The sequence below is a fragment of the Thermostichus sp. OS-CIW-30 genome (assembly GCF_054060215.1).
Window position 1 is genome coordinate 14,725 of sequence record NZ_JBSSCZ010000024.1, and the last position, 26,539, is coordinate 41,263.

Annotated in this window: 30 protein-coding genes; 23 read left to right on the top strand and 7 right to left on the bottom strand. The window is 59.4% G+C overall.

The window, feature by feature from the left end:
* Positions 1–68 precede the first annotated feature (68 nt).
* The 4 genes from nifU to nifB are packed head-to-tail and all read right to left on the bottom strand — an operon-like array spanning position 69 to position 4,056.
* Positions 69–1,007 (bottom strand): Fe-S cluster assembly protein NifU, encoded by a 939-nt coding sequence (gene nifU / locus ACVWZF_RS10685; RefSeq protein WP_457411415.1) that lies wholly within the window; start codon positions 1,005–1,007, stop codon positions 69–71.
* Positions 1,008–1,066: 59 nt separating this feature from the next.
* Positions 1,067–2,266: a cysteine desulfurase NifS gene (gene nifS, locus ACVWZF_RS10690; RefSeq protein ID WP_414332070.1), complete on the bottom strand. Its 1,200-nt coding sequence runs from the start codon at positions 2,264–2,266 to the stop codon at positions 1,067–1,069.
* 34 nt (positions 2,267–2,300) lie between these two features.
* Positions 2,301–2,594, bottom strand: a complete 294-nt coding sequence (gene fdxB, locus ACVWZF_RS10695) for a ferredoxin III, nif-specific (protein ID WP_414332069.1) — start codon at positions 2,592–2,594, stop codon at positions 2,301–2,303.
* A gap of 25 nt (positions 2,595–2,619) precedes the next feature.
* Positions 2,620–4,056 (bottom strand): nitrogenase cofactor biosynthesis protein NifB, encoded by a 1,437-nt coding sequence (gene nifB, locus ACVWZF_RS10700; RefSeq protein WP_011432078.1) that lies wholly within the window; start codon positions 4,054–4,056, stop codon positions 2,620–2,622.
* A gap of 773 nt (positions 4,057–4,829) precedes the next feature.
* Here nifB and ACVWZF_RS10705 point away from each other — a divergent pair.
* From ACVWZF_RS10705 to ACVWZF_RS10770, 14 genes are all read left to right on the top strand, one after another.
* Positions 4,830–5,123 (top strand): Asr1405/Asl0597 family protein, encoded by a 294-nt coding sequence (locus ACVWZF_RS10705; RefSeq protein ID WP_041436135.1) that lies wholly within the window; start codon positions 4,830–4,832, stop codon positions 5,121–5,123.
* 54 nt (positions 5,124–5,177) lie between these two features.
* On the top strand, positions 5,178–5,723 hold the full coding sequence (locus ACVWZF_RS10710; protein ID WP_011432075.1) for a ferritin-like domain-containing protein: 546 nt from the start codon (positions 5,178–5,180) through the stop codon (positions 5,721–5,723).
* Between the two features lie 42 nt (positions 5,724–5,765).
* The gene (locus ACVWZF_RS10715; RefSeq protein ID WP_011430659.1) at positions 5,766–5,990 is read left to right on the top strand and encodes a DUF2949 domain-containing protein; all 225 of its coding nucleotides are present in this window, start codon (positions 5,766–5,768) and stop codon (positions 5,988–5,990) included.
* A gap of 3 nt (positions 5,991–5,993) precedes the next feature.
* A complete protein-coding gene (locus tag ACVWZF_RS10720) occupies positions 5,994–6,353 on the top strand; it encodes a Mo-dependent nitrogenase C-terminal domain-containing protein (protein ID WP_011430660.1) in 360 nt (119 codons plus the stop codon).
* Entirely contained in the window at positions 6,344–7,738 is a 1,395-nt protein-coding gene (gene nifE, locus ACVWZF_RS10725; protein ID WP_457411417.1) for a nitrogenase iron-molybdenum cofactor biosynthesis protein NifE, read from the top strand. Before ACVWZF_RS10720 ends, nifE begins: the two co-directional genes overlap by 10 nt.
* Positions 7,738–9,075: a nitrogenase iron-molybdenum cofactor biosynthesis protein NifN gene (gene nifN / locus ACVWZF_RS10730; RefSeq protein ID WP_457411418.1), complete on the top strand. Its 1,338-nt coding sequence runs from the start codon at positions 7,738–7,740 to the stop codon at positions 9,073–9,075. The genes nifE and nifN overlap by 1 nt, the downstream gene beginning before the upstream one ends.
* Positions 9,076–9,156: 81 nt before the next feature.
* Positions 9,157–9,576 carry a nitrogen fixation protein NifX gene (gene nifX / locus ACVWZF_RS10735; RefSeq protein WP_414342057.1) on the top strand — a complete coding sequence of 140 codons (420 nt, stop codon included), beginning with the start codon at positions 9,157–9,159 and terminating at the stop codon, positions 9,574–9,576.
* 2 nt (positions 9,577–9,578) lie between these two features.
* Positions 9,579–10,034 (top strand): NifX-associated nitrogen fixation protein, encoded by a 456-nt coding sequence (locus ACVWZF_RS10740; protein ID WP_414390674.1) that lies wholly within the window; start codon positions 9,579–9,581, stop codon positions 10,032–10,034.
* 60 nt (positions 10,035–10,094) lie between these two features.
* Positions 10,095–10,358, top strand: coding sequence for a CCE_0567 family metalloprotein (locus ACVWZF_RS10745; protein WP_099813097.1), 264 nt, complete (start codon positions 10,095–10,097; stop codon positions 10,356–10,358).
* Positions 10,355–10,720 carry a nitrogenase-stabilizing/protective protein NifW gene (gene nifW, locus ACVWZF_RS10750; protein ID WP_414419366.1) on the top strand — a complete coding sequence of 122 codons (366 nt, stop codon included), beginning with the start codon at positions 10,355–10,357 and terminating at the stop codon, positions 10,718–10,720. The genes ACVWZF_RS10745 and nifW overlap by 4 nt, the downstream gene beginning before the upstream one ends.
* Positions 10,721–10,762: 42 nt before the next feature.
* The gene (locus ACVWZF_RS10755; protein ID WP_414342063.1) at positions 10,763–11,062 is read left to right on the top strand and encodes a 2Fe-2S iron-sulfur cluster-binding protein; all 300 of its coding nucleotides are present in this window, start codon (positions 10,763–10,765) and stop codon (positions 11,060–11,062) included.
* A gap of 136 nt (positions 11,063–11,198) precedes the next feature.
* A complete protein-coding gene (locus ACVWZF_RS10760) occupies positions 11,199–11,468 on the top strand; it encodes a ferrous iron transport protein A (RefSeq protein WP_238376962.1) in 270 nt (89 codons plus the stop codon).
* A gap of 99 nt (positions 11,469–11,567) precedes the next feature.
* The gene (locus ACVWZF_RS10765; RefSeq protein ID WP_011432066.1) at positions 11,568–11,825 is read left to right on the top strand and encodes a hypothetical protein; all 258 of its coding nucleotides are present in this window, start codon (positions 11,568–11,570) and stop codon (positions 11,823–11,825) included.
* A gap of 343 nt (positions 11,826–12,168) precedes the next feature.
* Complete coding sequence (locus tag ACVWZF_RS10770) at positions 12,169–13,821, top strand: helix-turn-helix domain-containing protein (protein ID WP_414419367.1); 1,653 nt, start codon at positions 12,169–12,171, stop codon at positions 13,819–13,821.
* 28 nt (positions 13,822–13,849) lie between these two features.
* Here the strand turns inward: ACVWZF_RS10770 and ACVWZF_RS10775 are convergent, their stop codons facing one another.
* Positions 13,850–14,059: a TOBE domain-containing protein gene (locus ACVWZF_RS10775; RefSeq protein WP_414355661.1), complete on the bottom strand. Its 210-nt coding sequence runs from the start codon at positions 14,057–14,059 to the stop codon at positions 13,850–13,852.
* Between the two features lie 258 nt (positions 14,060–14,317).
* Between ACVWZF_RS10775 and modA the strand changes: the two genes are divergently transcribed.
* The gene (gene modA, locus ACVWZF_RS10780) at positions 14,318–15,079 is read left to right on the top strand and encodes a molybdate ABC transporter substrate-binding protein (RefSeq protein WP_457411420.1); all 762 of its coding nucleotides are present in this window, start codon (positions 14,318–14,320) and stop codon (positions 15,077–15,079) included.
* 37 nt (positions 15,080–15,116) lie between these two features.
* Positions 15,117–16,904 carry a molybdate ABC transporter permease subunit gene (gene modB, locus ACVWZF_RS10785; RefSeq protein WP_457394920.1) on the top strand — a complete coding sequence of 596 codons (1,788 nt, stop codon included), beginning with the start codon at positions 15,117–15,119 and terminating at the stop codon, positions 16,902–16,904.
* Positions 16,905–16,920: 16 nt separating this feature from the next.
* Here modB and cobJ read toward each other — a convergent pair whose 3' ends face one another.
* On the bottom strand, positions 16,921–18,816 hold the full coding sequence (gene cobJ / locus ACVWZF_RS10790; protein ID WP_457394922.1) for a precorrin-3B C(17)-methyltransferase: 1,896 nt from the start codon (positions 18,814–18,816) through the stop codon (positions 16,921–16,923).
* Positions 18,817–18,892: 76 nt separating this feature from the next.
* Between cobJ and ACVWZF_RS10795 the strand changes: the two genes are divergently transcribed.
* From ACVWZF_RS10795 to ACVWZF_RS10810, 4 genes are read left to right on the top strand one after another with little or no spacing between them, the layout of a single operon-like run.
* Complete coding sequence (locus ACVWZF_RS10795; protein WP_011432060.1) at positions 18,893–19,573, top strand: VOC family protein; 681 nt, start codon at positions 18,893–18,895, stop codon at positions 19,571–19,573.
* 59 nt (positions 19,574–19,632) lie between these two features.
* The gene (locus tag ACVWZF_RS10800) at positions 19,633–20,097 is read left to right on the top strand and encodes an FKBP-type peptidyl-prolyl cis-trans isomerase (protein WP_414407059.1); all 465 of its coding nucleotides are present in this window, start codon (positions 19,633–19,635) and stop codon (positions 20,095–20,097) included.
* A 44-nt stretch (positions 20,098–20,141) separates the two neighbouring features.
* Positions 20,142–20,768 (top strand): 5-formyltetrahydrofolate cyclo-ligase, encoded by a 627-nt coding sequence (locus ACVWZF_RS10805; protein ID WP_457411422.1) that lies wholly within the window; start codon positions 20,142–20,144, stop codon positions 20,766–20,768.
* Positions 20,769–20,799: 31 nt separating this feature from the next.
* Entirely contained in the window at positions 20,800–21,258 is a 459-nt protein-coding gene (locus tag ACVWZF_RS10810) for an FxLYD domain-containing protein (RefSeq protein ID WP_414332474.1), read from the top strand.
* Positions 21,259–21,261: 3 nt separating this feature from the next.
* On the opposite strand, the gene ACVWZF_RS10815 is transcribed toward ACVWZF_RS10810, so the two are convergent.
* Positions 21,262–22,536 carry an amidohydrolase family protein gene (locus tag ACVWZF_RS10815; protein WP_457411423.1) on the bottom strand — a complete coding sequence of 425 codons (1,275 nt, stop codon included), beginning with the start codon at positions 22,534–22,536 and terminating at the stop codon, positions 21,262–21,264.
* A gap of 401 nt (positions 22,537–22,937) precedes the next feature.
* Here ACVWZF_RS10815 and ACVWZF_RS10820 point away from each other — a divergent pair, with 401 nt between their 5' ends.
* Genes ACVWZF_RS10820 through ACVWZF_RS10830 form a run of 3 tightly spaced genes read left to right on the top strand, consistent with a single transcriptional unit; the run spans position 22,938 to position 26,539 of the window.
* Positions 22,938–23,966, top strand: a complete 1,029-nt coding sequence (locus ACVWZF_RS10820; RefSeq protein WP_099812061.1) for a BMP family protein — start codon at positions 22,938–22,940, stop codon at positions 23,964–23,966.
* A complete protein-coding gene (locus tag ACVWZF_RS10825) occupies positions 23,938–25,500 on the top strand; it encodes an ABC transporter ATP-binding protein (protein ID WP_457411424.1) in 1,563 nt (520 codons plus the stop codon). The genes ACVWZF_RS10820 and ACVWZF_RS10825 overlap by 29 nt, the downstream gene beginning before the upstream one ends.
* Positions 25,490–26,539, top strand: coding sequence for an ABC transporter permease (locus ACVWZF_RS10830; protein WP_011432053.1), 1,050 nt, complete (start codon positions 25,490–25,492; stop codon positions 26,537–26,539). Before ACVWZF_RS10825 ends, ACVWZF_RS10830 begins: the two co-directional genes overlap by 11 nt.

Genomic DNA, 26,539 nt, shown 5'->3' on the forward strand with positions numbered 1-26,539 from the left:
TGGGGGAAGCGACGGGGAGTAACAGTGGGGCAGATCATAGGGCTCTCAGGCTTATCGAGAATGGGGAACTAGAGGGCATGCACGGTTAAGGTGGGCCACACCTGTTCTTGCAGGCGGGTTTCGATGAGCAACCGCAGGGTGTTTTGCTGGCTGGGGCAGGCGGTGCAGGATCCCTTGAGGCGTACCCACACCTGATCCCCTTCCAGGTCGTACAGCTCCACATCGCCGCCATCGGCCAACAGCAGCGGGCGAACTTCCTCCTCCAGGACGGCCTGAATGCGGGCGATCTTTTGCAAGGTGGTGAGGGGAGGGGGTGTCGCTGTGGCCGAGACAGGAGGGGGAGCAGCAGGAGAGGGCTCTGTCTGGTTTTGGGAGTTCCCTTTTGAATTTCTTGAATCTTCTGAAGGGGTTGCGTCAGTCTCGGCCAGAACAGCGGCGATCAGGTCTTCAATCTGGGCCAGGCAGGAACCACAGCCACCACCCGCTTTGCTGTAGGCTGTTACTTCCTCAGCGGAGGTGAGGTGGTTTTCCCGGATCAAGCGGCGGATCTTTTGCTCGCTGACGCCAAAGCAGGAGCAGACCAAGGCGCTGTCATCATCCGTGTGGTCAGGCAGAGGAAGGCCGCGATAGCTGTAGATGGCTGCCTCCAGAGCCTCTTGCCCCATCACCGAGCAGTGCATCTTGGCGGGGGGCAAGCCGCCCAGGTAATCGGCGATCTGGCGGTTGTCGATCTGCAGGGCTTCATCCAGGGTGAGGCCGGTGATTAGCTCCGTCAGGGCCGAGGAAGAGGCAATGGCGCTGGTGCAGCCGAAGGTTTGGAAGCTGGCAGCCAAGATGCGCTCGCTGGCCTCGTCCACCTTTAAGTAGAGCCGCAGGGCATCGCCGCAGGTGATGCTGCCCACTTCTCCCACCACCACCCGAACACCAGGCTCGGAGCTGGGATCCATTGGCCCTTGGTTTTTGGGGTGGTAGAAGAGTTCCAAAACTTTTTCGCTGTAGTCCCACATGGCTGGATCCTGAGTTGAGGATGCTAACGGTCGAGCGAAGATGAGTTTGAGCCGGGCGGTCAGCGGTGAGCCAGTTCCCGCTCCTGCTGTTGCAGCCAGTCTTCCGCCTCGTGGCTGAAGGGGGAGATGGCCCGCAAATGCTCGATGATCCCCGGCAAAACCTCCAGCACCCGCTCCACCTCTGCCGGCTGGGTAAAGCGGGAGAGGCTGAAGCGGATTGAGCCGTGCAAAACGGTGTAGGGCAGGCGCATGGCCCGCAGCACATGGGAGGGTTCCAGGGATCCCGAGGTGCAGGCGGAGCCGGAGGAGGCGCAGATGCCGTATTTGTTCAGCCAGAAGAGGATCGCCTCCCCTTCCACGAACTTGAAGCCCAGGTTGGTGGTGTTGGGCAGCCGCTGAGTGGGGTGGCCGTTAACCTGGACATCCGGGATCCGCTGCAGCAAGCCCTGCTCCAGGCGATCCCGCAGCAGCCGCTCATGGGGATCCCCGAGGTGGGCTTGGGCCAGCTCAGCCGCTTTGCCCAGAGCGATGATGCCCGGCACATTTTCCGTCCCGGCGCGGCGGCCTCGCTCCTGATGCCCTCCCAGCAGCAACGGACGGAAGCGCAAGCCCCGCCGCACATAGAGAGCGCCGATCCCCTTGGGGGCATGCAGCTTGTGCCCGGAAAGGGTGAGGAGATCCACCGGCAGGCGCTGCAGATCGAGAGGGATCTTGCCCACCGCCTGTACTGCGTCCACATGGACAACAGCCCCATAGCTGCGAGCCAGGGATCCCACCGCCTCGATGGGGAAAAGCACGCCCGTCTCGTTGTTGGCGGCCATGCAGCTCACCAGGGCAGTATCGCCGGTCAGGGCTGCTTCCAACTCCAGCAAGTCCAGGCAGCCTTGCTCATCCACCGAGAGGTAGGTGACGCGGTAGCCTTGTTTTTCCAGGTGCTTGCAGACGTTGAGCACCGAGGCGTGCTCTACCTGCGTGGTGATGATGTGGCGCTTCTGGGGTTGGGCTGCCAAGGCTGCATAAATGGCCGTGGTGTTGCCTTCGGTGCCGCCACTGGTGAAGACGATCTCCGTCGGGTCGGCTCCCAGAAGGGCTGCCACCTGTTCGCGGGCTTGGTTAAGGGCACGCCCCACCTGGCCGCCAAAACTGTGCATCGAGGAGGGGTTGCCGTAGAAGGTCTGCAAATAGGGCAGCATCGCCTCCAGAACCAGGGGATCCACGGCGGTGGTGGCGTTGTTGTCCAGGTAGATCACAGGGTTCATACAGGCTCCGGTACAAGATAGGGGTTGGGCAAAGTTAAACGGCTTGCGGAGCGTGGGAATGGCACTGCTTTGGGCAAATGCGGGCGCAAGCCTGACAGCCGATGCAGAGGGCAGCGTTGAGGATGGTCATCACCTTACGCTCGCTTTCCTCTTCCTCTTCGTTGTCGACAAACTCGCCGTCTTCGTTGAGGGCTCTGAGGGCAAACACACCACGGCCACAGACTTTGAGGCAACGGCTACAGCCGAGGCAGCGGGTGATATCCAGGCTTTCGATAAACTGTGGGATCCAGGGCAGTCCGCCTTTGGTGAGAGCAGTTACAGTAGCCATGGCCGCGTCTCCAAAAGATGAGGTCTCAAGATCGGGAAGATTTGCTGTCCAGGGCCTGGTTGACCAACCAGGTGCGGTAAAACTTGAGGGCCACCGTTTCAATGAGGTCGTAGTCTTCCACCACTTCGATGCCGGCCTCGCGAATACGCTTCATGGGGCAATCGCCAATCTTGGAGACCAATACAGCTCGGCAATCCCGGATGAGATCCAGAATTTGCTCTAGGTTGTTGTCCTCGCCGGATCCCCCGTGGCAGTACTGCGGGATCTTGCGGTGGCCGACAAACTGCGCCCCACGGGCGTTGACCTCGTAGATCAAAAACTCCCGCGCATGGCCGAAGTGGCGATTGACCAAGCCACCGCCTTTGCTGGCCACGGCCACCAGGATGGAGGGGCTGTCGGGAGGCAGGTCGGCTGTCCAGTGGGTCGGGGCTGCCTGCTGCTGAGCTTGCAGTTGGGCAATGCTTGCCTGGACCTGGCGGCGTTTTTCGGGGTCGTACTCGGGGGTCATCTGCATAAAGCGCTCCTTGGTGAACTCTTGGCTGCGGTCTTCCCCCAGAAGGCCCACCGCGTCCGCCCGACACTGGCGACAGTGGCGCATCATCCGCATGTTGCCGGAGCACCGATCTTGCAGGGCTTTCAACTCCTGAGGGGTGGGGCCCCGCTGGCCGATAAGGCCGAAGTAGGTGCCGTGTTCGGGCGCCGAGATCAGGGGCATGATGTTGTGCAAGAAAGCCCCTTTCTCCTGGATCACCCGGTTCACTTCCAAGAGGTGGGTGTCGTTGATGCCGGGAATGAGAACGGAGTTGACTTTGCAGAGGATGTCTGCCTCCCGCAGCAGATCCAGGCTTTCCATCTGCCGTTCGTGCAGGATGCGGGCTGCCTCCACCCCTCGAATGCGCTTGCGCCGCCAGCGGATCCAGGGGTAGATCTTGGCTCCGATCTCTGGATCCACCATGTTGATGGTCAGGGTGACGTGGTCGATGTTCAGCCGTTTGATCTCGTCGATGTAGTCCGGCAACATCAGGCCGTTGGTGGAAAGGCAGAGCTTGAGATCCGGGGCTTTCTCGGCGATGCGGGCAAAGGTTTCGAAGGTTTGCTTGGGGTTGGCCAAGGGATCCCCAGGCCCAGCAATGCCCACCACCGTCAGTTGCGGGATCTTGCCGGCAATCACCAGCACTTTGTGGGCGGCTTCCGCCGGGGTAAGCAGCTCGCTGACCACACCGGGCCGGCTCTCGTTGGCACAGTCGAACTTGCGGTTGCAGTAGTTGCACTGGATGTTGCAGGCGGGGGCTACCGCCACGTGCATGCGGGCGTAGTGATGGTGAGCTGCTTCGCTGTAGCAGGGATGGGTGGCGATGCGTTGCTGCAGATGAGGGGGGAGAGCCTGGCGGGGGCTGCTGCTGCAAGCGCAGGCCGATGGGAAGGGGGATCCCTGGCGGGGCGGAGTTGAAAGGGGCGGCATAGTGGGGTCAACCAGGGGATAGAACGTTACTGGCGGTTATATCAACCGCCCTCTGCCCGCTCCGTTGCACTCAGCCCGGTAGAACTGATCGAGTTTATTGGCTTTGTACTCAAGACCTGCAAAGCCTAATGGCAGGCCAAATCCAACTTTTTTTAGGGGTCAAGGGTCTGGTTTTTCAAGGCCGGGGATGCCGTATTTTGACCCAAAGGGGCGGGGGATCCGGCTGTGGGGAGGATCCCCGGAATCCCTGATTCGACAAGGGCTTGGGGCAATGCTTAAGAAATACTAAAAATCTGCTCAGATGCACTCAAGCGCCGCAGCCTCGGCTGCGTTTTGCATCAATTGCTACGATTTAATATCGTATCAGCCCAAAAGTGTATTGAAAATAGCCGTTTGAGTTTGAGGAAAGATCCCCCTGGGGCAAAGTCCTCGCCAAGGAAGTGAAGACTATTGCGGCGGCAGGCCGTCGGACTTTCTTGTTGTGACAGGGGGGATGTACTCGCTCAAATACCCATACCCTTCCCCAAAAATACCGGATCCCTGCAGGCAAAAGACTCAACCCCCTATCCCCAGAAAAACTTTTTTTGCGCTCTGGGCCAAGCTTCCAGGGCTTGAGTACATCAGCAATAACTCAATCAGTCCTGATCGCCCGCTGCCAAGCCTGAGCCCCTGCAGCCGCTTGCTATAAGCGGGGGATATAAGCGGGGGAACAGAACCCCAACGGTTCTGCCCCTCTGTTGAGACTCGCCCCCTGCTTCCCAACCGGTGAGCTTATGTCCCCCCTTGTTTCTCCCCCACCGAAAACGGCTGAAGTGCTGCAGGTGCCCCGTTGCGATCGCTGGCGGATTCTCTACCGTCTGCAGGAGCTGGATTTGACCTGTGGCTGTACCCCGACCGGCCAACTGTGGGTGATGATTCGCACCCCCACCGAAGCCCTCCTCGTCCACAGTGTGCTCCGCCTTTTCACCCTCAACCGCTCTGGCTGGCTGAATTGGTTGGATCGCTGCTGGTCTCTCCAGACCTGGGATCCCCCTGAGAGATCTGCAGGAGGGGATGACCACCCCTGAACCTCTGCCGTTTGCCTTCTTGCTTCTCCTGTTCACCTCGTTTTGGTAGCGCCAATGACCACTCCATCCCCCTCAACTCGCTCCTTCCAACAAGTCCGAGACAACCCCGTTCACCTGGGACGGGAGATCACGGTTCCCATCTGCGAGGGCCTCAACCTGGCTTGGGCCAGTCTTCAGGGGCTGTATTTGCAGTATCTGAAGCACCATCTGGTTGTCGAAGGAGCAGAGTTCTACTCAATTCATCAATTTTTCAACGAAAGTCTACAGGAAGTTCAGAACCACGCCCATGAGGTGGGGGAGCGCCTGAACGGCCTGGGTGGGATCCCGGCCTCCAGCTTTGCCAAGCTGGCGGAGCTGTGCTGCTTCAGCCCAGAAGGGGACGATGCGTTGGCTGTGCGGCCCATGCTGGAAGCGGATTTGCGGGCCGAGCAAAGCCTAATCGATCTGCTGCGTCGCCAGGCGGCTCTGGCGGAAAGTGTTGGGGATCGCGCCACCCGTCACCTCTACGAGCAGATTTTGCTGCGGACGGAAGAACGGGCCTTTCACCTGGCCCACTTTCTGGCTGCCGACAGCTTGGTTTTGGGCTTGTCCCCATCCTAGCTTGCCCATCTACGCCCACCCCTCGTTTTGGGAGACTCTGCCATGCTTACCCCCGATCGGGCGCCGCTGCTGCAGTTTTTGCAAGTTGAGCTTGGGATCCCGGAATCCGCCCTCACCTTCGCCCTGAAACGGCATGGGTGTGAACAGGGCCCTTTGCCCATGATTCTTTGGCATTACGGGCTGATTTCCTTGGAGCAACTGGAGCAGATTTTTGAATGGTGTGCTCCCCCTCCTCTTGTTACCAATTCTACCCATTCGGAGGTTTAAGCCATGACTTATCCCTACCCTTCTCTTCCCTTTCCCAGAGTCGGCAACCCTTTGGGATGGCTCGGCCTGGTTTTGAACTCAATTTTCAGATCCGCCCTGAAGTGGCCGCGCCGCTGGCTCAACAGCATTGAAATTCGGGGATCCCGGCAGGCCCGTTGGATTTGCCGTTTGATCCCGGCTTCCTGCCCCTTTGAGCGGGATATTCGGCTGGGATCCCGCACCGTCCACATTCCGGCCCTCTGTCGCATCAACCCCCTCTACGAGGAGATCATCGCCCTGCGGCTACGGGCGGCGGCTTATCTGGCCGAAGCTGCGGCTCAACCCCAGCCCCCCTCTTCTCAGGAGATCCCATCATGCCCATGATCAGCCGGACTAAAGTGGCGGAGCTGCTCAACGAGACCGCCTGCGAGCACAACCACAAGAAAGACGGCAAAGGCAAAAACAAAGTCTGTGCCGAGCAAGCCAAGCCAGGAGGAGCGCAGGGAGGCTGTGCCTTTGACGGGGCTTCGATTGCCCTGGTGCCGATCGCCGATGCCGCCCATCTAGTACATGGGCCAATCGCCTGCAGCGGCAACTCTTGGGGGACGCGGGGCAGCCTCTCTTCTGGCCCCCAGCTTTATCGGGTGGGCTTCACCACCGATCTGAGCGAGAACGAGATCATCTTCGGGGGGGAGGAGAAGCTGTTCCAGGCCATCTGCAACTTACAGGCCAAATACCGACCTGCCGCCATTTTTGTCTATCTCACTTGTGTAACTGCCCTCATTGGCGACGATGTGGAGGCCGTGTGTCAGCGGGCCAGCCGCCAGCTTGGGATCCCGGTCATTCCGGTGAATGCGCCCGGCTTTGTGGGCAGCAAAAACCTAGGCAACCGTCTGGCCGGAGAAGCCCTGCTGGACTATGTGATCGGCACCGCCTCCCCGGAGTACACCACTCCCCGCGACATTAACCTCATCGGCGAGTACAACATTGCCGGCGAGCTGTGGGATGTCTTGCCTCTGTTTGACGAGCTGGGGATCCGCATCTTGGCCAAGATCACCGGCGATGGCCGCTACCGCGAGATCTGTACCGCCCACCGGGCCAAGCTGAACGTCCTCATCTGCGCCAAAGCCCTGCTCAATGTGGGCCGCAAGATGCAGGAGCGCTATGGGATCCCCTACATCGAGGCTTCCTTTTACGGGCTGCAGGAGATGAACCACTGCCTAAGGGCCATTGCCCAAGGGCTGAAGGATCCGCAACTGCAGGAGCGTACCGAGGCCCTCATCGAGCGAGAAACTCGCGCCACCGAGGCGGCTTTGGCCCCCTACCGGCAGCGGCTGGCGGGCAAACGAGTTGTCCTTTATACCGGCGGCGTGAAAAGTTGGTCGATCATCTCCGCCGCTCGAGATCTGGGGATGCAGGTAACGGCCACCAGCACCCGCAAAAGCACCGAAGAAGACAAAGCCCGCATCCGCGAGCTGCTCGGCCAGGATGGCATTCTCTTGGACAAGGGCAGCCCTCAAGAGCTGCTCCAAGTGGTGAGGCGCACGAAAGCGGACTTGCTCATCGCCGGCGGACGCAACCAGTACACCGCCCTCAAGGCCCGCATCCCCTTTCTGGACATCAACCAGGAGCGGCACCACGCTTATGCCGGCTATCGCGGCCTGGTGAACTTGGCGCGGGAGATCGATGCCGCCCTCCACAGCCCCATCTGGGAGCAGTTGCGACGGCCTGCCCCCTGGGAGACTCCAGCCGAAGAGGAGGTGGGATGATGGCCCAGCTCATCCAAGAACGCAAGCCTCTCAGCGTCAACCCCCTCAAACTCAGCGCTCCGCTGGGAGCGGCCCTGGCCTTTCTGGGGATCAAGGGCTGTCTGCCGCTCTTCCACGGTTCCCAGGGCTGCACGGCCTTTGCCAAAGCGCTGCTGGTACGCCATTTCCGCGAGGCCATTCCCATGTCCACCACTGCCATGTCCGAAGTGGACACCATCTTGGGGGGGGAGGAGAATGTCGAAGCTGCCATCCTCACCTTGGTGGAGAAGGCCCAGCCGGAGCTGATTGGTCTTCTGACCACCGGCCTCACGGAAACCCGCGGCGACGATATGCCGCGCATCCTGCGGGAGCTGCGCCGACGCCAGCCGCAATTGCAGGATCTGCCCATCGTCTTGGCCTCCACGCCTGACTTTAAGGGATCCCTGCAGGACGGCTATGCCATCGCTGTCCACAGCTTGGTCAGCACCTTGCCAGAGCCGCCGTCGGGATCCGTCCACCCTGCTCAGGTAACGGTGCTGTGCGGGCCTGCCCTCACCCCCGCCGATGCCCAGGAGATCAAGGAAATGGTGGAAGCTTTTGGCCTGGAGCCAATCTTGGTGCCGGATCTCTCAGGCTCCCTAGATGGCCACTTGGGCACTGGCTTTAGGGCAACCCCGGACGGCGGCACCAGCCTCGAGCAACTGCGGCAGCTGGGGCGATCCGGCCTCACCTTGGCCATTGGGGAGAGCATGCGCCCTGTCGCCCAGCTCCTGGCCCAGCGTTTCGGCACCCCCTATCGGGCTTTTCCCCACCTAACCGGCCTCAAGGCTGTGGATCCCTTTTTGGCAACCTTGGCCGACTACAGCCAACAGCCGGTGCCCCTGCGCTACCGCCGCCAGCGCAGCCAAGTCCAGGATGCCCTCCTGGACTGCCACTTTTTCTTCGGCAACCAGCGGATTGCCCTGGCCCTGGAAGCCGATCTGCTCTGGGGGTGGGTGGACTGGCTGCTGGATATGGGCTGTCAGATCCAGGCGGCCATCAGCCCCACACCGGATCCCCACTTGACCACCCTTCCCATTGAGGCAGTGCGGGTGGGAGATCTGGGGGATCTGGAGGAGCTAGCACCCGGGGCCGACCTGCTGGTGGGCAACTCCCACGTGGCGCGCCTGGGCAAGCGGCTGGGGATCCCGGTGCATCGAATGGGGATCCCTATCTTCGACCGGCTGGGGGCCAACCACATCTGTCAGGTGGGCTATCGCGGCACCCTATCCCAACTGTTTGCTGTCGGCAACCTGCTGATGGAGCAGGAGGAAGCCCGTCACCCCAGCCCACCCCAGGTTTCTGGGCATGGATTCTAAGGGATCCAGAGCTTCGAAGGGCAGCCCAAGTGCCCCTAGCTCCCCCAAACCCTCAAGTTCACGTTTCTAAGGAGAACGCCTATGCAAGTGGCCTTTACAACCCGCGACGGCAAGCACGTCAATGCCCACTTTGGCTGGGCCAACCAGATCGACCTCTACGAAGTCACCCCCGAAGGCTACCGATTTTGTAAGACCCTCACCTTTGGGGGCAACTTGGAGGCAGATGGCAACGAGGACAAGCTGGTGCCCAAGCTGCAGGCTTTGGCCGATGTCACCCTCATCTACGTGGCTGCCATTGGCAGCAGTGCCGCCGCCCGCCTGATCAACCGCCGCATCACCCCCATTAAAGTGCAGTCGGAAGAAGAATCCATCGAGAGCTTGTTGCAGCGCCTGGTAACCACCCTGCACAATCCTCCCCCCTGGCTGCGCAAAGTGCTCTTGGCCGAGCGCGCCCGCAAAGCCGAAGCCCCAAATCCCTCTACTTCCCCTGCGGAGGTTTAGCCATGACGGTTACCCCTCTTTCCCCCTCGACCAGCCCCATCCTGCAGGAGATCGTTCGCCAGATGCGGGCGGCGGATCCCTACGGCACCTACCGCACCTGGAGGGATGAGTTGCTGCTCAAGCCCTTTGTCGTCACCAAAGCCCAGAAGCGCCAAATATCCCTGGAAGGGGAGGTGGATCCGGCAGTGCGGAGCCGCATTCTCATCTACTACCGCGCCATTGCCGCCCTGATTGAAAAGGAAACGGGCCTCCTAGCTCAGGTGGTGCTGGATCTCAACAGTGAAGGTTTTGGTTGGGTGCTGGTCTTCTCAGGGCGGTTGTTGTTGGTGGTCAACACCCTGCGAGACGCCCATCGCTTCGGTTTCGAGTCTCTCGAACAGCTCACTGAAAAAGCTACTGCCCTTATCGACAAAGGGATCCAACTGGCCCGAACCTACCCCGAGGTGGGCCGGCTGTAGCCGCCTGCCTCCCCTTTTGTCTGTGCAGCAATTTCTTTAGCCATCAGGAGTGCCTTGCCCATGTTGAATGAGAGGGATGTTGAAAATGTTGTGAACGACCTGGCTTTCGAGCCCTTCGAACACCTGTCTGCCGACCAGCTCCGCAGCGAGATCAAGCGCCTAAACAGCAAAGCAGGCCAACTGAAAATGGATCTGCACGATCTGGCCGAGGGGCTACCCGACGGGTTCGAGCGACTCCCCGACTTGGCAGCCCGCACCTATGCCCTGTTTGCCCGGCTGCACACCCTCAGACAACGCTTGAAAACCCTGGAGACCTGCCGATGAGTTGGAACCACAACCGCCGTTGGAAAGACTTCCAAGCCCTAGTCAATGCCGAGGATTATTTCGCTTTTTTCGAGCTCCCCTACGATCCGCGGGTGGTCAACGTGAATCGCCTGCATATCTTACGCAAATTCGCTCAGTATCTAGGCCCTCTGGAGTGTTTCCAGGGCAGCGAAGAAGAGCGATTGGAGCAAGCTCGGCAAGCGCTGGAAAAAGCGTATCAAACCTTTCTCACTTCTACCCCGCAGCAGGAGAAGCTCTTCCGAGTCTTTCAAGACTATGGTTGTCCGGATCCCGTTGGCGGCTGTGCCGGCTGCAGCTCTTCGGGAGAGCGGGGCGAATGCAGCCCTGGGATCCCTGCCTAAGCTCCCTTGTTTACCCCTCGTCAACTCTCTGGAGATCTCATCATGGCTACCTACACAGTTCACTTGGTTAACCCAAAACGACGGCTCGACACCTATATCTCAGTAGATGAAGATTCGACCATCCTAGAAGCGGCTGAGGATCAAGATGTGGATTTGCCCTCTTCCTGCCGCTCCGGTAGTTGTTCCTCTTGCGTGGCCAAAGTGGTAGAAGGAGAAGTCGATCAATCGGAGCAAACCTTTCTGGATGAGGAGCAAATAGCCAAAGGATTTGTGCTGCTCTGTGTGGCCAGACCTCGCTCCAGTTGTACAATTCGTACCCACCAGGAAGCTTACTTGGTTTGATAGATCGCTGCTTCCAAGCTGCTCGCAAATGGACTCGGGCAAGGCTCAAATGGCCTCTTCTAAGATTAGGGATCCCTGTATGTTGGCCCCGTCCACGGTTCCTAAGATCTCAATAACCATATCTCCTCTCCAACTCATGAAGGTTGGAGAAGAAGGTCGCATCTACCAACTGCGCGGATCCGAAGCTGCTTGCGCCCAATTGCAGCAAATGGGTCTCACTCCAGGTACCTATCTCCAGGTTATCCAACGTCACCCTGAGTGGATCCTACTCCTACCCAGTGGCCAACTTTCCCTTCCTGCTCATTTAGCTAAACCCATCTGGGTTTACATGGATCCCCGTTGCGCCTTGATGTCTACCCAAGAACCGAATAAGAAAACAATCTTAAATTTGCCAAGAGCCTTCTAAAATGTAGTCTATTTACCCAATTTTTAACCTGTAATGAGGGACACTCAAAGTAAGGGAAGCTCATCTCTTCATAACCTATCTTGATTTGGGAGCAAAGCCATGAACACCTGTTTGTTGCACCTGGGCTCCATCCTTAAAGCTGCTGAAGAGCTTAGCCTTGTGGAAAAGCCATTTCCCAAGTTGCAACACATTCAACTCTGCACAGGGCTCAGCCCAGAAGAAATCGTGCGGGCGCTGGAGCTAGAACCCAATCCCTTGGGTTGGCATCTAGAGCCAAGCCACAACCTTGCCGATGAATCGACGTATTGGGTGGGCGGACGACCTTGTGTCGGCTTGGTTATTGAGCGTTTCGCCTGACACTTGTTGCAGTTCGGATCCCTAAAAGGCTCTCAAGGGGGGAGGAGTAGCCTGCAAAGCCATCTCAAAAGTTCACTGCAAACATTAGAAGTTAAGAGAAAACAAAGCTTTCCAGAAGGTTCACCCTAGACCAAATCTCCCTGGCCTGCCGGGGATCTTTTGAGGTATCGTTCAATCCAGTTCACGAATTGAGCTTAGGAAACAGACCTTAAACTAAGGTCTCTCGCCGGGCTGCCACGGCTTTGCGAGGAAGGTCTCCATGGCCGGGTTTAGGGTTTTGCAGATGCGATAGCAGGCGTGAACAAAGGAGAGCTACAGGGAAACGCTATGGAGTTCGAGGGCTATGGCTTATCAAATCTCAGGGGATTGTATCGGTTGCCACGCTTGCGTAGATAGCTGTCCTACAAAAGCTATCGTTGTCCAGGATGGGGAATACTGGATTAATCCTCTGTTGTGCAATGACTGCGAAGGTTTCTTCCCAGAACCTCAGTGCGTTAGCCTGTGTCCCGGTTCTGCCCCGCAGCCTTATGAAGCCATGAAGGGGCGCAACCGCACGGTCACGGCCCGCATTCGCAGCAGTCCACCTCTATTTTTGAACGGCCATAGCCAGGCTTTTGCTTCGTCAATTGTGGTCTGGGAAGCTTGCAATTTCCTATCTCAATTTCAATCTCTCAATCTGCAAAAGCAGGGAGATAACCAGGTTTGCTATCAGAAATCTGTTGGCCACAACCAGGGATCTCTGACCCTAACTCTATGTTTGGACGGGATCCCACAAAGTGCTCCGATCGATGTGCGAACTGCCTGTTTGCATCTTATTTTTGCTGCCTATGCCGCCGGGTTGGATAGCCCCTGGAAGGAATCCTTTGTTTTCACCGACTCACAATTGGAGTCCTATTTGGGCTGGGATAAACGTAAAGATCTGAGCAAGATGACCCGTCTCCACCTGTTCATGACCTGGATAGAGCAGCTCTGTCGGATTCAAGTCTCCATCGATTGGCCGGATCAGGGGCGGGTGAAGGGGTTTTCGGTACCGGCTGGCCCTCTGTGGAGGCTGCTCAAGATGCATCGCCACTTTCAAAAAGATGAGCAGGGCTGCAACCATCTGGTGGGCCTGACTTGGGCGATTCAGCCCGGCGAATGGACACGGTACTTTCTCAATCGACAAGGGTGCCGCCAGGGGCAAGCCTTTTATCAGTACAGCAGCCTGCCCCTATCCCTGCTGCAGGCCGTGATGAGCCATTGGCAACACCATGAAGGAGCCATGCGCCTGCTGCTGTGGCTGTTGTTCAAAGTGAGGATGGGGCGGCAACAGCGTCTGACGGTGCCCACCCTGATGCGAGTGGCCTACGGGGAAGAGCGACTGCAGGAAGCTTATCTCAATCTCCAAGAACGCAAACGGCTGGTGCGCACCTTTGAAAGCGATCTGGAGGTTCTCAACCACTATGGCCTCAAGCCGGAGTTCGATCCCCTCACCTATCCTTCTTCCATTCAACCCCTGTGGGCTCGCCTGGAAGCTGTGCCCGAGGATGCGGACGAGGCATTGAACTTTTGGATTGAAGATGCCAACAACGGTGGCTTGCTGACGGCTGCCGGGCCGCGGGGCAAGTGGGGACTCTTGATGCAGGCTCGCATTCAACGATTTCATCTGCCCTCCGACTGGCATCGTCGAGTAGTTCAAGAAGCCAGATCCCCAACCCGAGAATCGGGATCTCGGCGGCAGCGTAGGGCAAAGTCTGCGCCTGTTGCAACAGACTCGGATCTCCCTGGCCCTCCCGAAAACCCAAAAGACTTCCCCTCAAGCAAAGCTTTGCGTGGAGCGGATATCTCGGCGGCACGCCAGCAAAAGGGAATCAGCCAGCGGGAATTGGCCCAGAGGCTGGGGCGCAGCCAGAGCTGGGTGCGGGATGTAGAGAATGGGCGGCTTCAGATCAGCCTAAACGATCGCCAGCGCCTTATCAAAGCCCTGTATTTGGATCCCAGGCAACAGCAAGTCTAGGCCAGTCACTCAATTTGCTAATCCACCACTAATCCACGGCGATGACCACATCTGAGGCTTTAATGGCAGCATACGCTTCTTTTCCAACTGCTATGCCCAACCGTTCGGCAGAGTGCTTAGAAATAATGGCTGTTATTTCTATACCCGGTGCAACTTCCAGAATAATTTCGGCATTGACCATGCCTACCTGGACACTTTTTACAGTTCCTTTAAACAAGTTGCGAGTGCTGATTTGCATGATTTCTCCTTTGTTGAACACTTAAAGCAACAGGGGTGTTGACCAAACTGAACAAGAAGGGATCTCGGCAGATGGCCATTCAACATTGGTTTCAATACTATCAGATGCTTATCGTTGCCTCTGGGGAGGAATGGCTGCCGATAGTCTAGGTGTGTATCTACAGATACAAATTACAACCCAATTCCGACAGTCAAAAGCACCGAACCATTGGCGGATTTTCCTGTTCTGAGAGTTGTCACGGGTCAAAGAAAAATGGCTATGAAACGAAGAACTGCAATGTTATTCCTAGGGATCCTGGCCGCCCTGGCTTTGAGGTGGGGGCTGGCTCCTGGCTTGGCACAATCTCAGCCCATTTTGGTGGGGGCTGCGGTGAGCCTGCAACCGGCTTTAATGGAAATCGACCGGCTGTTCGCTGCCAACCACCCCGACATCAAGGTTGAGTACAACTTTGCCAATTCCGGCTTTCTCCAGCAACAGGTGGAGCAGGGGGCGCCTCTGGACGTGGTATTTTTCGCAGCCGCCTCTTTTATGGACGCCCTTGCCAAGCAAAACCTGCTGGTGGAGGGATCCCGGCGAGATCTTCTCAGCAACCGCATGGCTTTAATTGTGCCTGCCAATGCCAGAACCAAGGTTCAGGATTTTGCCGACCTGGTGGCGGAGGAGATCCGGGTTTTGTCGATTGGAGATTTGCAGGCCATGCCTGCCGGACGCTACGCCCAGGAAATTCTCACCCAAGCAGGGGTGTTTGAGACGCTGCGGCCCAAGATGGTGTTTGCCAGCACGGTGCGGGAAATCTTAACGGCGGTAGAACAGGGCAATGCCGACGCTGGGATCCTGTTTACCTCGGATGCTCAGCTTTCAAATCGGGTGCGAGTAGTGGCTACGGCGGATCCCATTACGCCAATTATCTACCCGGTGGCCTTGGTGCGCGATACTCCCGCCGGACGGTCTTACTTGGAGTTTTTGACCTCAGGGGAAGCGGCAGAGGTGTTTGTGAAGTACGGCTTTATCCGCCTGTGAGGGATCCCTCTGCAATGGCGCGGATGAGTTACTCCAAATGAGCGACTACGACCTATCCCCGCTTTGGATCTCCCTACGGATTGCCGGCTTGGCCACGGGCATCACCTTTGGGGTGGGGACGCTGGCGGCTTACGGGATGTTGCACTACCGAGGTCGCTGGCGCTCTCTCATCGAGGCCCTCTTGTTGGCGCCGCTGGTGTTGCCGCCCACCATGGTGGGCTTCCTGTTGCTGCTGCTGTTTGGCCGGCGAACCCTTCTGGGACAACTTTTGGCCTCGCTGAACTTGTCGGTCATCTTCACCTGGTATGCCGGGGTGATCACGGCAGCGGTGGTGGCCCTGCCCCTGATGTACCGCACGGCCCTGGGAGCTTTCCAGCAGATCGACCCGACGCTGGTGGCGGCAGCCCGCACCCTGGGAGCAAGTAGGGCCAAGATTTTTACGCGGGTGCTGATCCCACTGGCCTTGCCGGGGATCCTAGCGGGGGTTACCCTCAGTTTTGCTCGCGCTCTGGGGGAGTTTGGCGCCACCTTGATGCTGGCAGGCAACATCCCAGGCCGCACGCAAACCCTGTCCATGGCCATCTTCTTTGCCGTTCAGGCGGGGGATATGCGGGGGGCGGCCATCAGCTCGGCCCTGGTCTTGGGGTTGTCCTTGGGGGTGATGACGGCAGTTAACCTTTGGTTTCAGCGACAGCCTCTGCAGCAGCTTCCCCCTCGCCCCCTGCGGGTTCTGGCCAGAAGGGATCCGGATTTCTCAACTCCGGCCCCTCGCCTCTGGGTAGACATTGACAAGAAGCTGCCCCAATTTGAGCTGCAGGCGCAACTGAGCTGCGACGGGCGACCCCTGGGCTTGCTGGGGGCCTCTGGATCCGGCAAAAGCCTACTTTTGCGCTGCATTGCCGGGATCGAAACCCCGGATGGTGGGCGCATTTTGCTCAACGAGCGGGCGTTGTTTGACGCCGAACAGGGGATCCGGCTGCCTCCGGCTCAGCGGCGGGTGGGGGTGATCTTCCAGAACTACGCTCTGTTTCCCCACCTCACCGTCGCCCAGAACATCGCTTTTGGGATCCCTGCGGGCTTGAGCGAAGCGGAAAAACAAGAGCGGATCCAGGCCCAGCTGCGGTTGGTCAAGCTGAAGGGCTGGGAAAACCGCTATCCCACGGAGCTCTCCGGAGGACAGCAGCAGCGGGTGGCCCTGGCGCGAGCCTTGGCTTCTGAGCCGGAGATCTTGCTGCTGGATGAGCCTTTTTCTGCTTTGGATGCCCACCTGCGCAGCCAACTGGAGCAGGAGATGGGGGAAATCCTAGCGGGCTACAAGGGAGTCACGCTTTTGGTAACCCACAACATCGAGGAAGCCTTCCGCCTCTGCGGGGATCTGGCTGTAATGGAGCAGGGGCGAATCATTGCCCAGGGGGACAAGCGTCAGCTATTTGAGGCTCCCCCCTGCCTTAGTGTGGCGCAACTGACGGGTTGCAAAAACATCTCGCGGGCCAAGCTCCTGGGCCCTCAACGGGTGCTGGCCTTGGATTGGGGCTGTGAGCTGCAGGTACAGGGATCCCCAGCGGGAGAATACATCGCCATCCGCGCCCACCACCTCACCTTCCGGCCCGACGGGAAGCTGCCCAACACGTTTCCCGCTTGGCTGGTGAAGTGGAGCGAGACCCCCCACCGGCTGACCCTCTTCTTTAAGCTGGGCAGCCCTCCTGCCCACCGCCAGGACTATCACCTGCAAGCTGAGGTGTGGCGGGAGCGCTGGCGCGAGGTGGAGACTTGGGGATCCCCCTGGTGGCTGCAGTTGGATCCCCGGCATCTGAGGGTGTTTTGAGTCTGGAGCCCAGGAGTCAGGTGGGCTCGCCCAAGCGGTAGCCCCGCGGGGTAATCAGCCGCTCCCCATGGCGAAAGGTCTGGGAGTTGCCGATAAAGACCAGGGTGAGCATGTCCACCTGCTCTGGATCCAGCTCCCCTAGGGTGGTGAGGTGGAGGGTTTCGCCGGGGCGGTAGAGGTTGCGGGCCAAAGCCACGGGGGTATGGGCGGGTCGGGCCTGCAGAAAGATCTGTAGAGCCTTGAAGAAGGGATCCAGCCGCTGCCGCGAGCGGGGGTTGTAGAGGGCCACCACAAAATCGGCAGCTGCAGCCGCCTGCAGGCGTTTTGCAATCACTGGCCAGGGGGTAAGCAGATCCGAGAGGGAAATGGCGCAGAAGTCGTGCATCAGCGGAGCCCCCAGCCGGGCAGCAGCCGCCTGGAAGGCAGAGATCCCCGGCAGCACCTCCAGAGAAGGGCGGATCCCATCCCAGCCAGAGCGGACCAAGCACTCCAGCACCAAGCCCGCCATGCCGTAAATGCCGGCATCCCCCGAAGAAATCACCGCCACCTTCAGCCCCTGCTGCGCCCAAGCAATCGCCCGTTCGGCTCGCTGCAGCTCTTGGGTAATGGGAGAGGCCTCCCGGATTTGGCCGGGGTGCAAAAGGGGATCCACCAGATCCAGATAAAGCTGGTAGCCAACAACCACATCGGCCTGAGTTAAAGCCATACGGGCAGCCAAAGTCAATTGACCCAGATCCCCAGGACCAGTGCCGATGAGCCAGAGGTGGCCGCTGCGAGGGGAATACTCCTGCGCCGCGCGGGCAATGGCCAGGGTGCAGGCCCCTTCGGTTTCTGACGTGAAGACCTGCTTGGGGCAGAGAAGAGTTGCCTTCCCCTCCGCAACGCAAGAGGGCCTCTCAAAAGCTCGGTCACCTCTTCCCCAGATCTGAGCCGCCAAAAGAGCAGCCGCCTCGGCTACGGAGGGAGTGCCCACCGCCTGCCGAACGGCCTCCGAAGGGTGGGGAACCGGGATCCCAGCCAAAGCCTCTGCCGAGAAAAACTCAATGGGCCAGCCATAGGCTTGGGCCAGCTCCAGAAGACCTGGCTCGTCTTGCTTGAGCTCTAGGGTGGCCAGGCCGGCAATGGCCTCGAACGCCAGCCCCTGGGCCTGCAGCAGGCGGCGCAGGGATCCCTCTAGCCAAACGCGGGTAGTGCCCCGCTCGCAGCCCACCCCCACCCAGAGCACCCGCGGATGCCAGTGCACTGTCGGGATCCCCGTGGGAGGGGAGAGGTATTCCCCAATCCAGATCTGGGCAACGGGATGGGGAGGAGAGGAGGCCACTAGGGGATGATCTGCCGGCCAAGCTTGTCGCCAAAGCCGCGTGCCGCAGGTCTGGTGAACGGCCACCGGCTCTCCCCGCGTCAAGGCGGCTGCCACCCCGTTCCAATCTCCAGCGCCCCGCCGCCAGCCGTAGGGATCCCCCAGCAAATCCAAAGGCGGGATCCCCAGCCCCTCGGAAGCAGAGGTGAGAACCGGCTGGGCTCCCAAGGTAGCGGCCACCTGCCGCGCCAGGGCATCGGCCCCCCCCACATGTCCCCCGCACAGGCTAATAGCCCAGCGACCGGCTTCGTCCACCACCACCACCGCTGGATCCCGCTGCTTGTCCTGCAAGAGGGGGGCAATGAGCCGCACCACCGACCCTGCGGCCAAGATGAAGAGACAGCCCTGCACCTGGGGCCAGGCTTGGGCAACGGCTTCTGCTAGGGAGCCTGGCGCTGTGGGATCCTTGGGATCCCCGTAAGCCTGCCAGGGGGAGGGCAGCCCCTGCGGGTCAGCTTTGCTCCAGCAGCTCACCTCCTTGCCCAAGAGCGGGATCAGAGAGTTGGCCAACCGGCGGGCGCGCGGGCTGGGGGCAAACAGAGCAAGCTTCATCGAGCGTGGGCCAAGGCCAGGATTCTCCCCGGATCCTATACTGGACATAGAGCCACCCGCGAAGGGACAAGTGCCGATGGTCATCCCACCTGGACTGATGCTGCCCCTAATCCCCCTGGAGGTTTTGCTCTCCACGAAGGGGCTGATGTTTTTGCTGCTATCGGCCTATGGGGGGGCCATGTGGACATTCTTAAGCGGCGCTCCCCGCGTCCACACCATCATCGTGCCGGACTTGGAGCAGGCCAGAGGGTTTTACGAGAAGGTGTTGAAACTGCCGGAAGCGGAGCTGCCCCTGCAGTACTACTACGGCTACGAGCAAAGCATGGTCGGCTACAGCCTAGGATCCGCTTACTTTCCAGGGGATATTGGCCTCAGTCCCCGCTTCGATGCCAAAGCCCGTCCCACCTCTGGGCCCACCCAATTGGATACCCCCGGACTTTGGTACCAACTCTCCGACAATGTTCAATTGCACGTGATCCCTGGCTCTACAGATCCCTATGCGGGGTCCGGTTCCTACGGCAACGCCTCTAGGCCTAGCTCCTCATCTGCTTCTGCTTACGGGACTGTACCGGCAGCGGGCCGCAGCAGCGGCGTTCGCTATCGCCATGTCAGCTATGAGCGGGAGTCCCTTAAGGCCCTTCTGAAGCGAATCAACAAACAAGGGATCCGCAACAGCATTCGCTCCGAGAAGCCCTTCGTCTTTTGGGTGCGGGATCACCAGGGTCAGATTATCGAATTTGCCGAACTGAAAGGCTGACGGGATCCCCTAAGATTGTTAAAGGAAAGCCAAAAGTCGGCGGTGGGGAGATGCCAACGATGAAACGGGTGCTGCTGCTGGTGCTGTGTTTGCTGTGGCTCGGGGTGTGGGGCGGCCAGCCGGCCGTGGCTCTGTCGCGGGCCAAGGACAATCCGGTGGTGAGCGTACAATCCCCAGCCAAGGACTTCATCACCACCGAGTCGGGATTGCAATACTACGACATCACTCAAGGCAGTGGGCCTTCGCCTCAGCCGGGGCAAACGGTGGTGGTCAACTACGTGGGCAAGCTACAGGATGGCACCATCTTCGATAGCTCCTACAAGCGCAATCAGCCTTTTGTCTTCACCTACGGAGTAGGGCAGGTGATCCGTGGCTGGGAGGAAGGGCTGGCCACCATGCGGGTGGGGGGCAAGCGGTACTTGCGCATTCCGCCGGAGTTGGCCTATGGCAGCCGCGGGGCAGGCGGGGTGATCCCCCCCAATGCCACCTTGGATTTTGAAGTGGAGCTCCTGGCCATCCAGTAGATTCAGATCTTGCAGAGACCGAATATCCAAGCGGCATTGGGCTTGTGCAGGAACTCCCTTCCCCGGAACTGTCTTCTTCTTGGCGGCCCAGTTCTCTGGCAGCAGATCCTGCCCTAGAAAAAGCTCGCCTGCGCCAGCACTTTCGCCAGGTGCGGCAGGGGTTGGACAGATCCCTTATCAGCCAGAAGATCGTGGCTCATTTGGCCTCTTGCCCCCAACTTTTGGCCGCCAAAACCATCCTGGCCTATGTGGCCTTCGGCTCCGAGGTGGACTTGGGATCCCTGTTTGCCCTTTTTCCAGAGAAGCAGTGGGGGATCCCCCGTTGTCTGCCGCAGCGGCAAATGCAGTGGCACCGGTACGGCTCGGCTGAGCTGATTCCCAATCGCCGGGGGCTACTGGAGCCCTCTCCCCACAGCAAAACCCTCGACCCCACCGAGGCGGATTTGATCCTGGTGCCCGCCCTGGCCTGCGATCGTTGGGGAAGGCGTTTGGGCTACGGCGGCGGCTATTACGACCGCTTTTTGGCCGCTTTGCCGGATCCTAGTGTGCCCAAGTGGGGCATCCTCCCCCAAGCCTGCTTGCTGGAGCAGCCCCTGCCTCAGGATCCTTGGGATCAGCGCCTGGATGGGATCCAAACCGAGGAGAGGTTCTACGAGACGGGGATCCCCTAGACTAAAGAGGGTGGGCCTTGGAGGAAAAACGATGAGCCAAGTTTGGAAGCCGGCGCAGTGGCTAACCCAAAAGCTGCGTCTTGTCTGCATGAGCTTTGGCTGTGTGGCATTGGCGGTGCTCTTGATGGGCTTTGGGGCGATCCCCCTGCAACTGAAGGATCTCCACGTCACCCCCTGTCCCGATACCCCCGAATACACCAACCTGGTGACCAGCAACGGCAACCCCATACCGGCCAGGTGCCTGTTCGTCGAAGGCACAGTGGTCAACCGCTCCAAAAATACCCTGCTGAACGCGGATGTCTTCGGTCGGCTTTACGATGCCAACGGCAACGAGGTTCTGCCGGAGCGTACCCGCCTGGGGGCCATTGCAGAAGTTCCTCCCGGCGAGAGCCCTTTTTCAATTCGCATCTCGGTGCCCATAACCAGCCCCCTGCCCCTCACCCTGGAGCAATTCAAGGCCAGCGGCTTCAGCGGTACCGTGCGTCGTTAACGTCTAAAGCTGGCGGGTGAACTCCACCTGGGTGGGGCGCTCAGGCAAATGGAGTTGCGCGACCACAGGCGGCGTTTGGGCGATCAGCCGGCCCCGGCGGAAGACATACAGGCAAGCTGGTTTCAGGCGAATGGCTTCGACGGCATCGGCGGCCTGGAGCACCACCAGATCGGCGTAGCAGCCGGGTTCCAGGCCGTAGCCTTCCAACCCCAGAATGCGGGCCGGATTCTCCGTAACCGCCAAGAAACACTGGCGCATCTGCTCATAGCCTGTCAGGTGGGCGGCGTGGATGGCCATGTGGGCCACCTCCAGCATGTTGCCGCTGCCCAAAGGGTACCAGGGATCCATCACGCAATCCTGGCCAAAGGCTACCGTCAAGCCTGCGGCCATCAGCTCGGGCACCCGGGTCAGCCCCCGTCGCTTGGGGTAGGTGTCGTGGCGACCTTGGATGACCATATTGACCAGCGGGTTGGCGATCACCCCCAGCTCTGCCTCGGCCATCAGGGGGATCAGTTTGCTGACGTAGTAGTTGTCCATCGAGTGCATGGAAGTTAGATGGGATCCGGCTACCCGCCCCTGCAAGCCCAGCCGCAGCGTTTCGTAGGCCAAGGTTTCCACATGGCGCGAAAGCGGATCGTCCGTCTCGTCGCAGTGCAGATCCACCCGCAGGCCGCGCGCCGCAGCAATCTCGCACAGGGCCCGCACCGAAGCTGCTCCCTCGGCCATCGTCCGCTCGAAGTGGGGGATCCCGCCCACCACCTCCACCCCCAAATCCAGAGCCTTCTCCAGAAGCTGCACCGCCCCTGGCGAGCGATAGTAGCCATCCTGAGGAAAGGCCACCAGTTGCAAATCCAAGTAGGGAGCCACTTTTTGCTTGACTTCCAGCAGCGCCCGCACCGCCAACAGGTTGGGATCGCACACATCCACATGGGTGCGGATGGCCAGGATCCCGCGCGCCACTGCCCAGTCGCAGTAGGTTAGAGCCCGCTCGATGACCGCCTCCGGAGTTAGCAGTGGCTTCAACTCTCCCCAGAGGGCGATCCCTTCCAGCAAGGTGCCCGATTGGTTGACACGCGGGATCCCGTAGGTGAGGGCAGCATCCAGGTGAAAGTGGGCATCCACAAAGGGGGGCGACACCAAGCGGTTGCTGACATCAATTTCTTGGGGGGCAGTGGCTTGCAAGTTGTTTTCCAGAGCCACAATGCGATCCCCCTGGATACCGATATCGATTCCCTTGCGGCCATCCGGCAAGTTGGCCCGGCGCAAAATGAGATCCATATGTTGTGGCTATTTGTTTGAACTTAGGATGGAAAGAAGCAACTACAGTTGACTGAATGATAGGCCAAATCAGATAAAGATGTCTTAAATTACCTCAAAGCCCGAATTTAGGAAACCAGTTGATTGGGTTATTGCTCACTTTATAAAAGAGGGCTGTAGTCCCCAACAGCATCCGGTTGTGCAAGATATCAACCAAGTAGTCAGAGGGATAATCTATCGAGAGCTGATTTGAGAGGACTTGGCCCTTACATCCATTCCAACCGTCAGCGAAACTTCGTTGTCCATTACAAACAAGCTCCTTCTCAAAAAATTGTATTTCAGGATACATATTTTCAGGGATCTCCCCCTTAGGATAAGCCGAGCAGTAACCCGATCTCGAAGTAACCTCAACAGAAGCGACTATGGCACGTTTAGAACTCTCCCGGCGGGACTTCTGCCTGCGTTCTGGGGCTTTTGTGGCTGGCCTGATGGGGAGCCGCTGGTTGGTTCGCGATGCCGCGGTGGCTCAAGGAACCAAGCTGAAGGTGGCCGGGGTTTATACGGTTCCCATTGAGCAGCAGTGGGTGAGCCGGATCCATAAAGCGTTGATGGCTGCCCAGAAGCGGGGGGATATTGACTACACCTGGTCGGAGTCAGTTTCCAACACCGACTACCCACGGGTGCTGCGTCAGTATGCCGAGAGCGGCGTCCAACTGCTGGTGGGTGAGGTCTTCGGGGTGGAGCGGGAAGCGCGGGAAGTAGCCAAAGACTATCCCAAGGTCAGCTTTTTGATGGGATCCAGCCTCAAGCCGGATCCTGCCCTGAGCAATTTTGCCGTGTTTGACAACTACATCCACGAGCCTTCCTATTTGACGGGAATGGTGGCCGGGGGGCTGACCCGCTCCAAAATCATCGGCATGGTGGGGGGCTATCCCATTCCAGAGGTGAACCGCCTCATGAATGCTTTTATGGCAGGGGCGAGGGAACTGCAGCCGGAGGTGAAGTTTTTGGTCACCTTTATCGGCAGTTGGTTTGATCCCCCCAAAGCCAAAGAGGCGGCTTTTGCCCAAATTGATGCCGGCGCAGATATCCTTTACGCGGAGCGGTTTGGGGTATCTGATGCCGCCAAAGAGAGGGGCGTTTTGGCCATCGGCAATGTGATCGATACCCAGCCGGACTACCCGGAAACGGTGGTGGTCAGCGCCCTGTGGCACATGGAACCCACCATCGACAGAGCCATTGCCGCGGTGAAGGCCGGAGAGTTTAAGGCAGAGGACTACGGGATCTACAGCATGATGAAATATGGGGGATCCAGCCTCTCCGACTGGGGAACCTTCGCCGACAAGGTTCCGGCTGAACTGAAAGCTAAGGTGATGCAGCGGCAGGCAGAGATTCTGGCAGGGTCTTTTGTTGTAGCCATCGATGATAGCGAACCCAAGTCCACCCTCTGAAGCGCCTTTGGCCTTGAAGGTGGTGGGCATCACCAAGCGCTTTGGTGCTCTGCTGGCCAACGACCAGATCGATCTCGAACTGCGGGCCGGGGAGATTCTGGCCATCTTGGGGGAAAATGGGGCGGGCAAAACGACGCTGATGAATATCCTGTTTGGGCACTATGTTCCCGATCAGGGTCAGGTGTGGGTGTTTGGTCGGCCCCTCAAGCTGGGATCCCCGGCGGCTGCCCTGGCGGCGGGGATAGGCATGGTGCATCAGCATGTGGTCTTGGCCGATAATCTATCGGTGCTGGACAACATTCTGCTGGGCACTCAGCCCCTGTGGCACCTATGGTCTCGGCGGCGAGAGGGACGGCGGCGCATCCAAAAGCTGGCTGAGGAATTGGGGTTGGCCGTGGATCCCGATGCTCTGGTGGGATCTCTAACCTTAGGGGAGCGGCAGCGGGTGGAGATCCTCAAGGTGCTGTATCGAGGGGCGCGGATCCTGATTTTGGATGAGCCTACGGCGGTGTTGACCCCACCGGAAATTGAGCCGTTTTTTCACACCCTACGGCAGATGGCCGGTCGCGGGCTGGGGATCCTGCTGATTTCCCACAAGCTCCAGGAGGTGATGCGCACCAGTGACCGGGTGATGGTGCTGCGGTCAGGGCGGGTGGTGATGGCGGGCAAGACGGCTGAGATCCATCCCACAGCTCTGGCGGAAGCGATGGTGGGGCAGCGGTTGGCGGCGGTGGTCAAAGCCCCTTTGTCTCCGGGGGAGACGGTCTTAGAGTTGCAGCAGGTCTCCTGTCGGGTGGGGCAGCAGCATCTGGAGCAGGTTTCTTTGACGGTGCGGCGTCACGAAATCGTGGGTATTGCTGGGGTGGCGGGCAATGGGCAATCCGTCCTGGCAGATCTGGTCTGTGGGGTGATCCGGCCCCACCAAGGTCATCTCCATCTGCATGGCCGAGTCCTGCGGCTGATCTCTCCTGCTGAGATGGTGCGGCAAGGCATGGCCCGGATCCCGGAAGACCGCCACAAGACCGGACTGATCGGTTCCCTTAGCCTGTGGGAGAATTGGGTGATCGAGCGCTATCGGGATCCCGAATTCTCGCGGTGGGGGATCCTGCGTCACCGGCAAATCTATCAGCAGGCTCACACCTGGCTACAGACCTACGACGTGCGGGGACTCCAGAGGGGGGATCCGCGGCAGGCGCTCCAGATGCCGGTGCAACTGCTGTCCGGCGGAAATATGCAAAAAGTGATCCTCTCGCGGGAGCTGTGTCGGGATCCCCAGGTAATTGTGGCTCACCAGCCAACGCGGGGACTGGATCTGGGGGCTGTGGCTTACGTGCATGCCCAACTGCTGGCAGCAGCCCGAGCTGGAGCCGGGATCCTGCTCATTTCTGAAGACTTGGATGAATTGCTGAGTTTAGCGGATCGAGTGGCGGTGCTCTATCGCGGTCGGCTTTCCCCAGCAATCCCAACCCAAACCACAACGGTGACCGCCTTGGGGTTGCGTATGGCCGGGCAGGAGGTGGCCGATGCGTGTTGAACCTCGTTCCACTGTGCCCCTTTGGCTGATCCTGAGTGCGCCGATGGCAGCCATTGTCCTGGCTTTCCTCTCCTGTAGCCTGCTGATCCTGTGGACGGGATCCCCGGTTTTGGCAGCCTATGGAGCTTTGCTGCGGGGAGCGGTGGGATCCCCCTTTGCCCTGAGCGAAACTTTGACGCGGGCCATTCCCCTGATCCTGACGGGATTGGCGGTGGCGGTGTGTTTTCGGGCCAAGTTGTGGAACATCGGTGCGGAAGGCCAGTTTTATGGCGGGGCTCTGGTTGCCAGCCTCTTGGGCACCGCTGGGCTTTCGCTGCCGCGCCCGTGGTTGGTGCTGGTGCTGCTGCTGGCGGGCTGGATTGCCGGAGGGCTGTTGCTGTGGATCCCGGCCTGGCTCAAGACTCAGTTCCAGGTGGACGAAGTGGTGACCACCCTGCTGCTCAATTTTGTCATTCTTCTTGGGATCAGCTATCTCCTGGAAGGCCCCCTCAAAGATCCTCTGGCTCTCGGTTGGCCCCAAGGTCGTGCCCTGGCGGAGAGTGCTCTTCTGCCGCGGCTGATCCCCCGCAGTCGTCTCCACGCTGGTTTAATCATCGCCCTGCTTGCTGCCCTGGGGGTGTGGGGGCTGGAGCAGTTCACCGTTTGGGGCTTAGAAATGCGAGCCGTAGGCGCCAACCCAGAAGCGGCCAGGTTCCTCGGCATCCCAGTCCAGGGAGTTATTTTGTATACCTCACTGCTGGGAGGGGGGCTGGCAGGCTTGGCGGGAGCTTGTGAACTTCTCGGGCTCAAGGGCTATCTCACCTTGGATTTATCCCCGGGCTTTGGCTACACCGGCATCGTCGTTGCCCTGTTGGCCCAACTGCATCCCTTGGGAGTGGTGGGGGCCGCAGTTTTCATTGCCGGGGTTTATGTGGGAGCCGATACCATGGGGCGTAGCTTGGGCGTTCCCACCTATCTTGCCGATGTCATTGTTGCTGCTGCCCTGCTGTGGATGTTGGTCTGCATGGGATTGGCCCGTTATCGTCTGCGCTGGGACTGA

Excerpts from the sequence above, each read along its gene's own strand:
- nifB (WP_011432078.1), bottom strand. The coding sequence starts at position 4,056 with ATGCCGCCCCTTTCAACTCCGCCCCGCCAGGGATCCCCCTTCCCATCG.
- modA (WP_457411420.1), top strand. The coding sequence starts at position 14,318 with ATGAAACGAAGAACTGCAATGTTATTCCTAGGGATCCTGGCCGCCCTG.
- modB (WP_457394920.1), top strand. The coding sequence starts at position 15,117 with ATGAGCGACTACGACCTATCCCCGCTTTGGATCTCCCTACGGATTGCC.
- ACVWZF_RS10775 (WP_414355661.1), bottom strand. The coding sequence starts at position 14,059 with ATGCAAATCAGCACTCGCAACTTGTTTAAAGGAACTGTAAAAAGTGTC.
- ACVWZF_RS10770 (WP_414419367.1), top strand. The coding sequence starts at position 12,169 with ATGGCTTATCAAATCTCAGGGGATTGTATCGGTTGCCACGCTTGCGTA.
- ACVWZF_RS10820 (WP_099812061.1), top strand. The coding sequence starts at position 22,938 with ATGGCACGTTTAGAACTCTCCCGGCGGGACTTCTGCCTGCGTTCTGGG.
- nifU (WP_457411415.1), bottom strand. The coding sequence starts at position 1,007 with ATGTGGGACTACAGCGAAAAAGTTTTGGAACTCTTCTACCACCCCAAA.
- ACVWZF_RS10710 (WP_011432075.1), top strand. The coding sequence starts at position 5,178 with ATGACCACTCCATCCCCCTCAACTCGCTCCTTCCAACAAGTCCGAGAC.
- fdxB (WP_414332069.1), bottom strand. The coding sequence starts at position 2,594 with ATGGCTACTGTAACTGCTCTCACCAAAGGCGGACTGCCCTGGATCCCA.
- ACVWZF_RS10830 (WP_011432053.1), top strand. The coding sequence starts at position 25,490 with ATGCGTGTTGAACCTCGTTCCACTGTGCCCCTTTGGCTGATCCTGAGT.
- ACVWZF_RS10755 (WP_414342063.1), top strand. The coding sequence starts at position 10,763 with ATGGCTACCTACACAGTTCACTTGGTTAACCCAAAACGACGGCTCGAC.
- ACVWZF_RS10720 (WP_011430660.1), top strand. The coding sequence starts at position 5,994 with ATGACTTATCCCTACCCTTCTCTTCCCTTTCCCAGAGTCGGCAACCCT.
- nifS (WP_414332070.1), bottom strand. The coding sequence starts at position 2,266 with ATGAACCCTGTGATCTACCTGGACAACAACGCCACCACCGCCGTGGAT.
- nifE (WP_457411417.1), top strand. The coding sequence starts at position 6,344 with ATGCCCATGATCAGCCGGACTAAAGTGGCGGAGCTGCTCAACGAGACC.
- ACVWZF_RS10715 (WP_011430659.1), top strand. The coding sequence starts at position 5,766 with ATGCTTACCCCCGATCGGGCGCCGCTGCTGCAGTTTTTGCAAGTTGAG.
- ACVWZF_RS10825 (WP_457411424.1), top strand. The coding sequence starts at position 23,938 with ATGATAGCGAACCCAAGTCCACCCTCTGAAGCGCCTTTGGCCTTGAAG.
- nifN (WP_457411418.1), top strand. The coding sequence starts at position 7,738 with ATGGCCCAGCTCATCCAAGAACGCAAGCCTCTCAGCGTCAACCCCCTC.
- ACVWZF_RS10795 (WP_011432060.1), top strand. The coding sequence starts at position 18,893 with ATGGTCATCCCACCTGGACTGATGCTGCCCCTAATCCCCCTGGAGGTT.
- ACVWZF_RS10810 (WP_414332474.1), top strand. The coding sequence starts at position 20,800 with ATGAGCCAAGTTTGGAAGCCGGCGCAGTGGCTAACCCAAAAGCTGCGT.
- ACVWZF_RS10765 (WP_011432066.1), top strand. The coding sequence starts at position 11,568 with ATGAACACCTGTTTGTTGCACCTGGGCTCCATCCTTAAAGCTGCTGAA.
- ACVWZF_RS10760 (WP_238376962.1), top strand. The coding sequence starts at position 11,199 with ATGAAGGTTGGAGAAGAAGGTCGCATCTACCAACTGCGCGGATCCGAA.
- ACVWZF_RS10815 (WP_457411423.1), bottom strand. The coding sequence starts at position 22,536 with ATGGATCTCATTTTGCGCCGGGCCAACTTGCCGGATGGCCGCAAGGGA.
- nifW (WP_414419366.1), top strand. The coding sequence starts at position 10,355 with ATGAGTTGGAACCACAACCGCCGTTGGAAAGACTTCCAAGCCCTAGTC.
- ACVWZF_RS10740 (WP_414390674.1), top strand. The coding sequence starts at position 9,579 with ATGACGGTTACCCCTCTTTCCCCCTCGACCAGCCCCATCCTGCAGGAG.
- ACVWZF_RS10705 (WP_041436135.1), top strand. The coding sequence starts at position 4,830 with ATGTCCCCCCTTGTTTCTCCCCCACCGAAAACGGCTGAAGTGCTGCAG.
- ACVWZF_RS10800 (WP_414407059.1), top strand. The coding sequence starts at position 19,633 with ATGAAACGGGTGCTGCTGCTGGTGCTGTGTTTGCTGTGGCTCGGGGTG.
- cobJ (WP_457394922.1), bottom strand. The coding sequence starts at position 18,816 with ATGAAGCTTGCTCTGTTTGCCCCCAGCCCGCGCGCCCGCCGGTTGGCC.
- ACVWZF_RS10745 (WP_099813097.1), top strand. The coding sequence starts at position 10,095 with ATGTTGAATGAGAGGGATGTTGAAAATGTTGTGAACGACCTGGCTTTC.
- nifX (WP_414342057.1), top strand. The coding sequence starts at position 9,157 with ATGCAAGTGGCCTTTACAACCCGCGACGGCAAGCACGTCAATGCCCAC.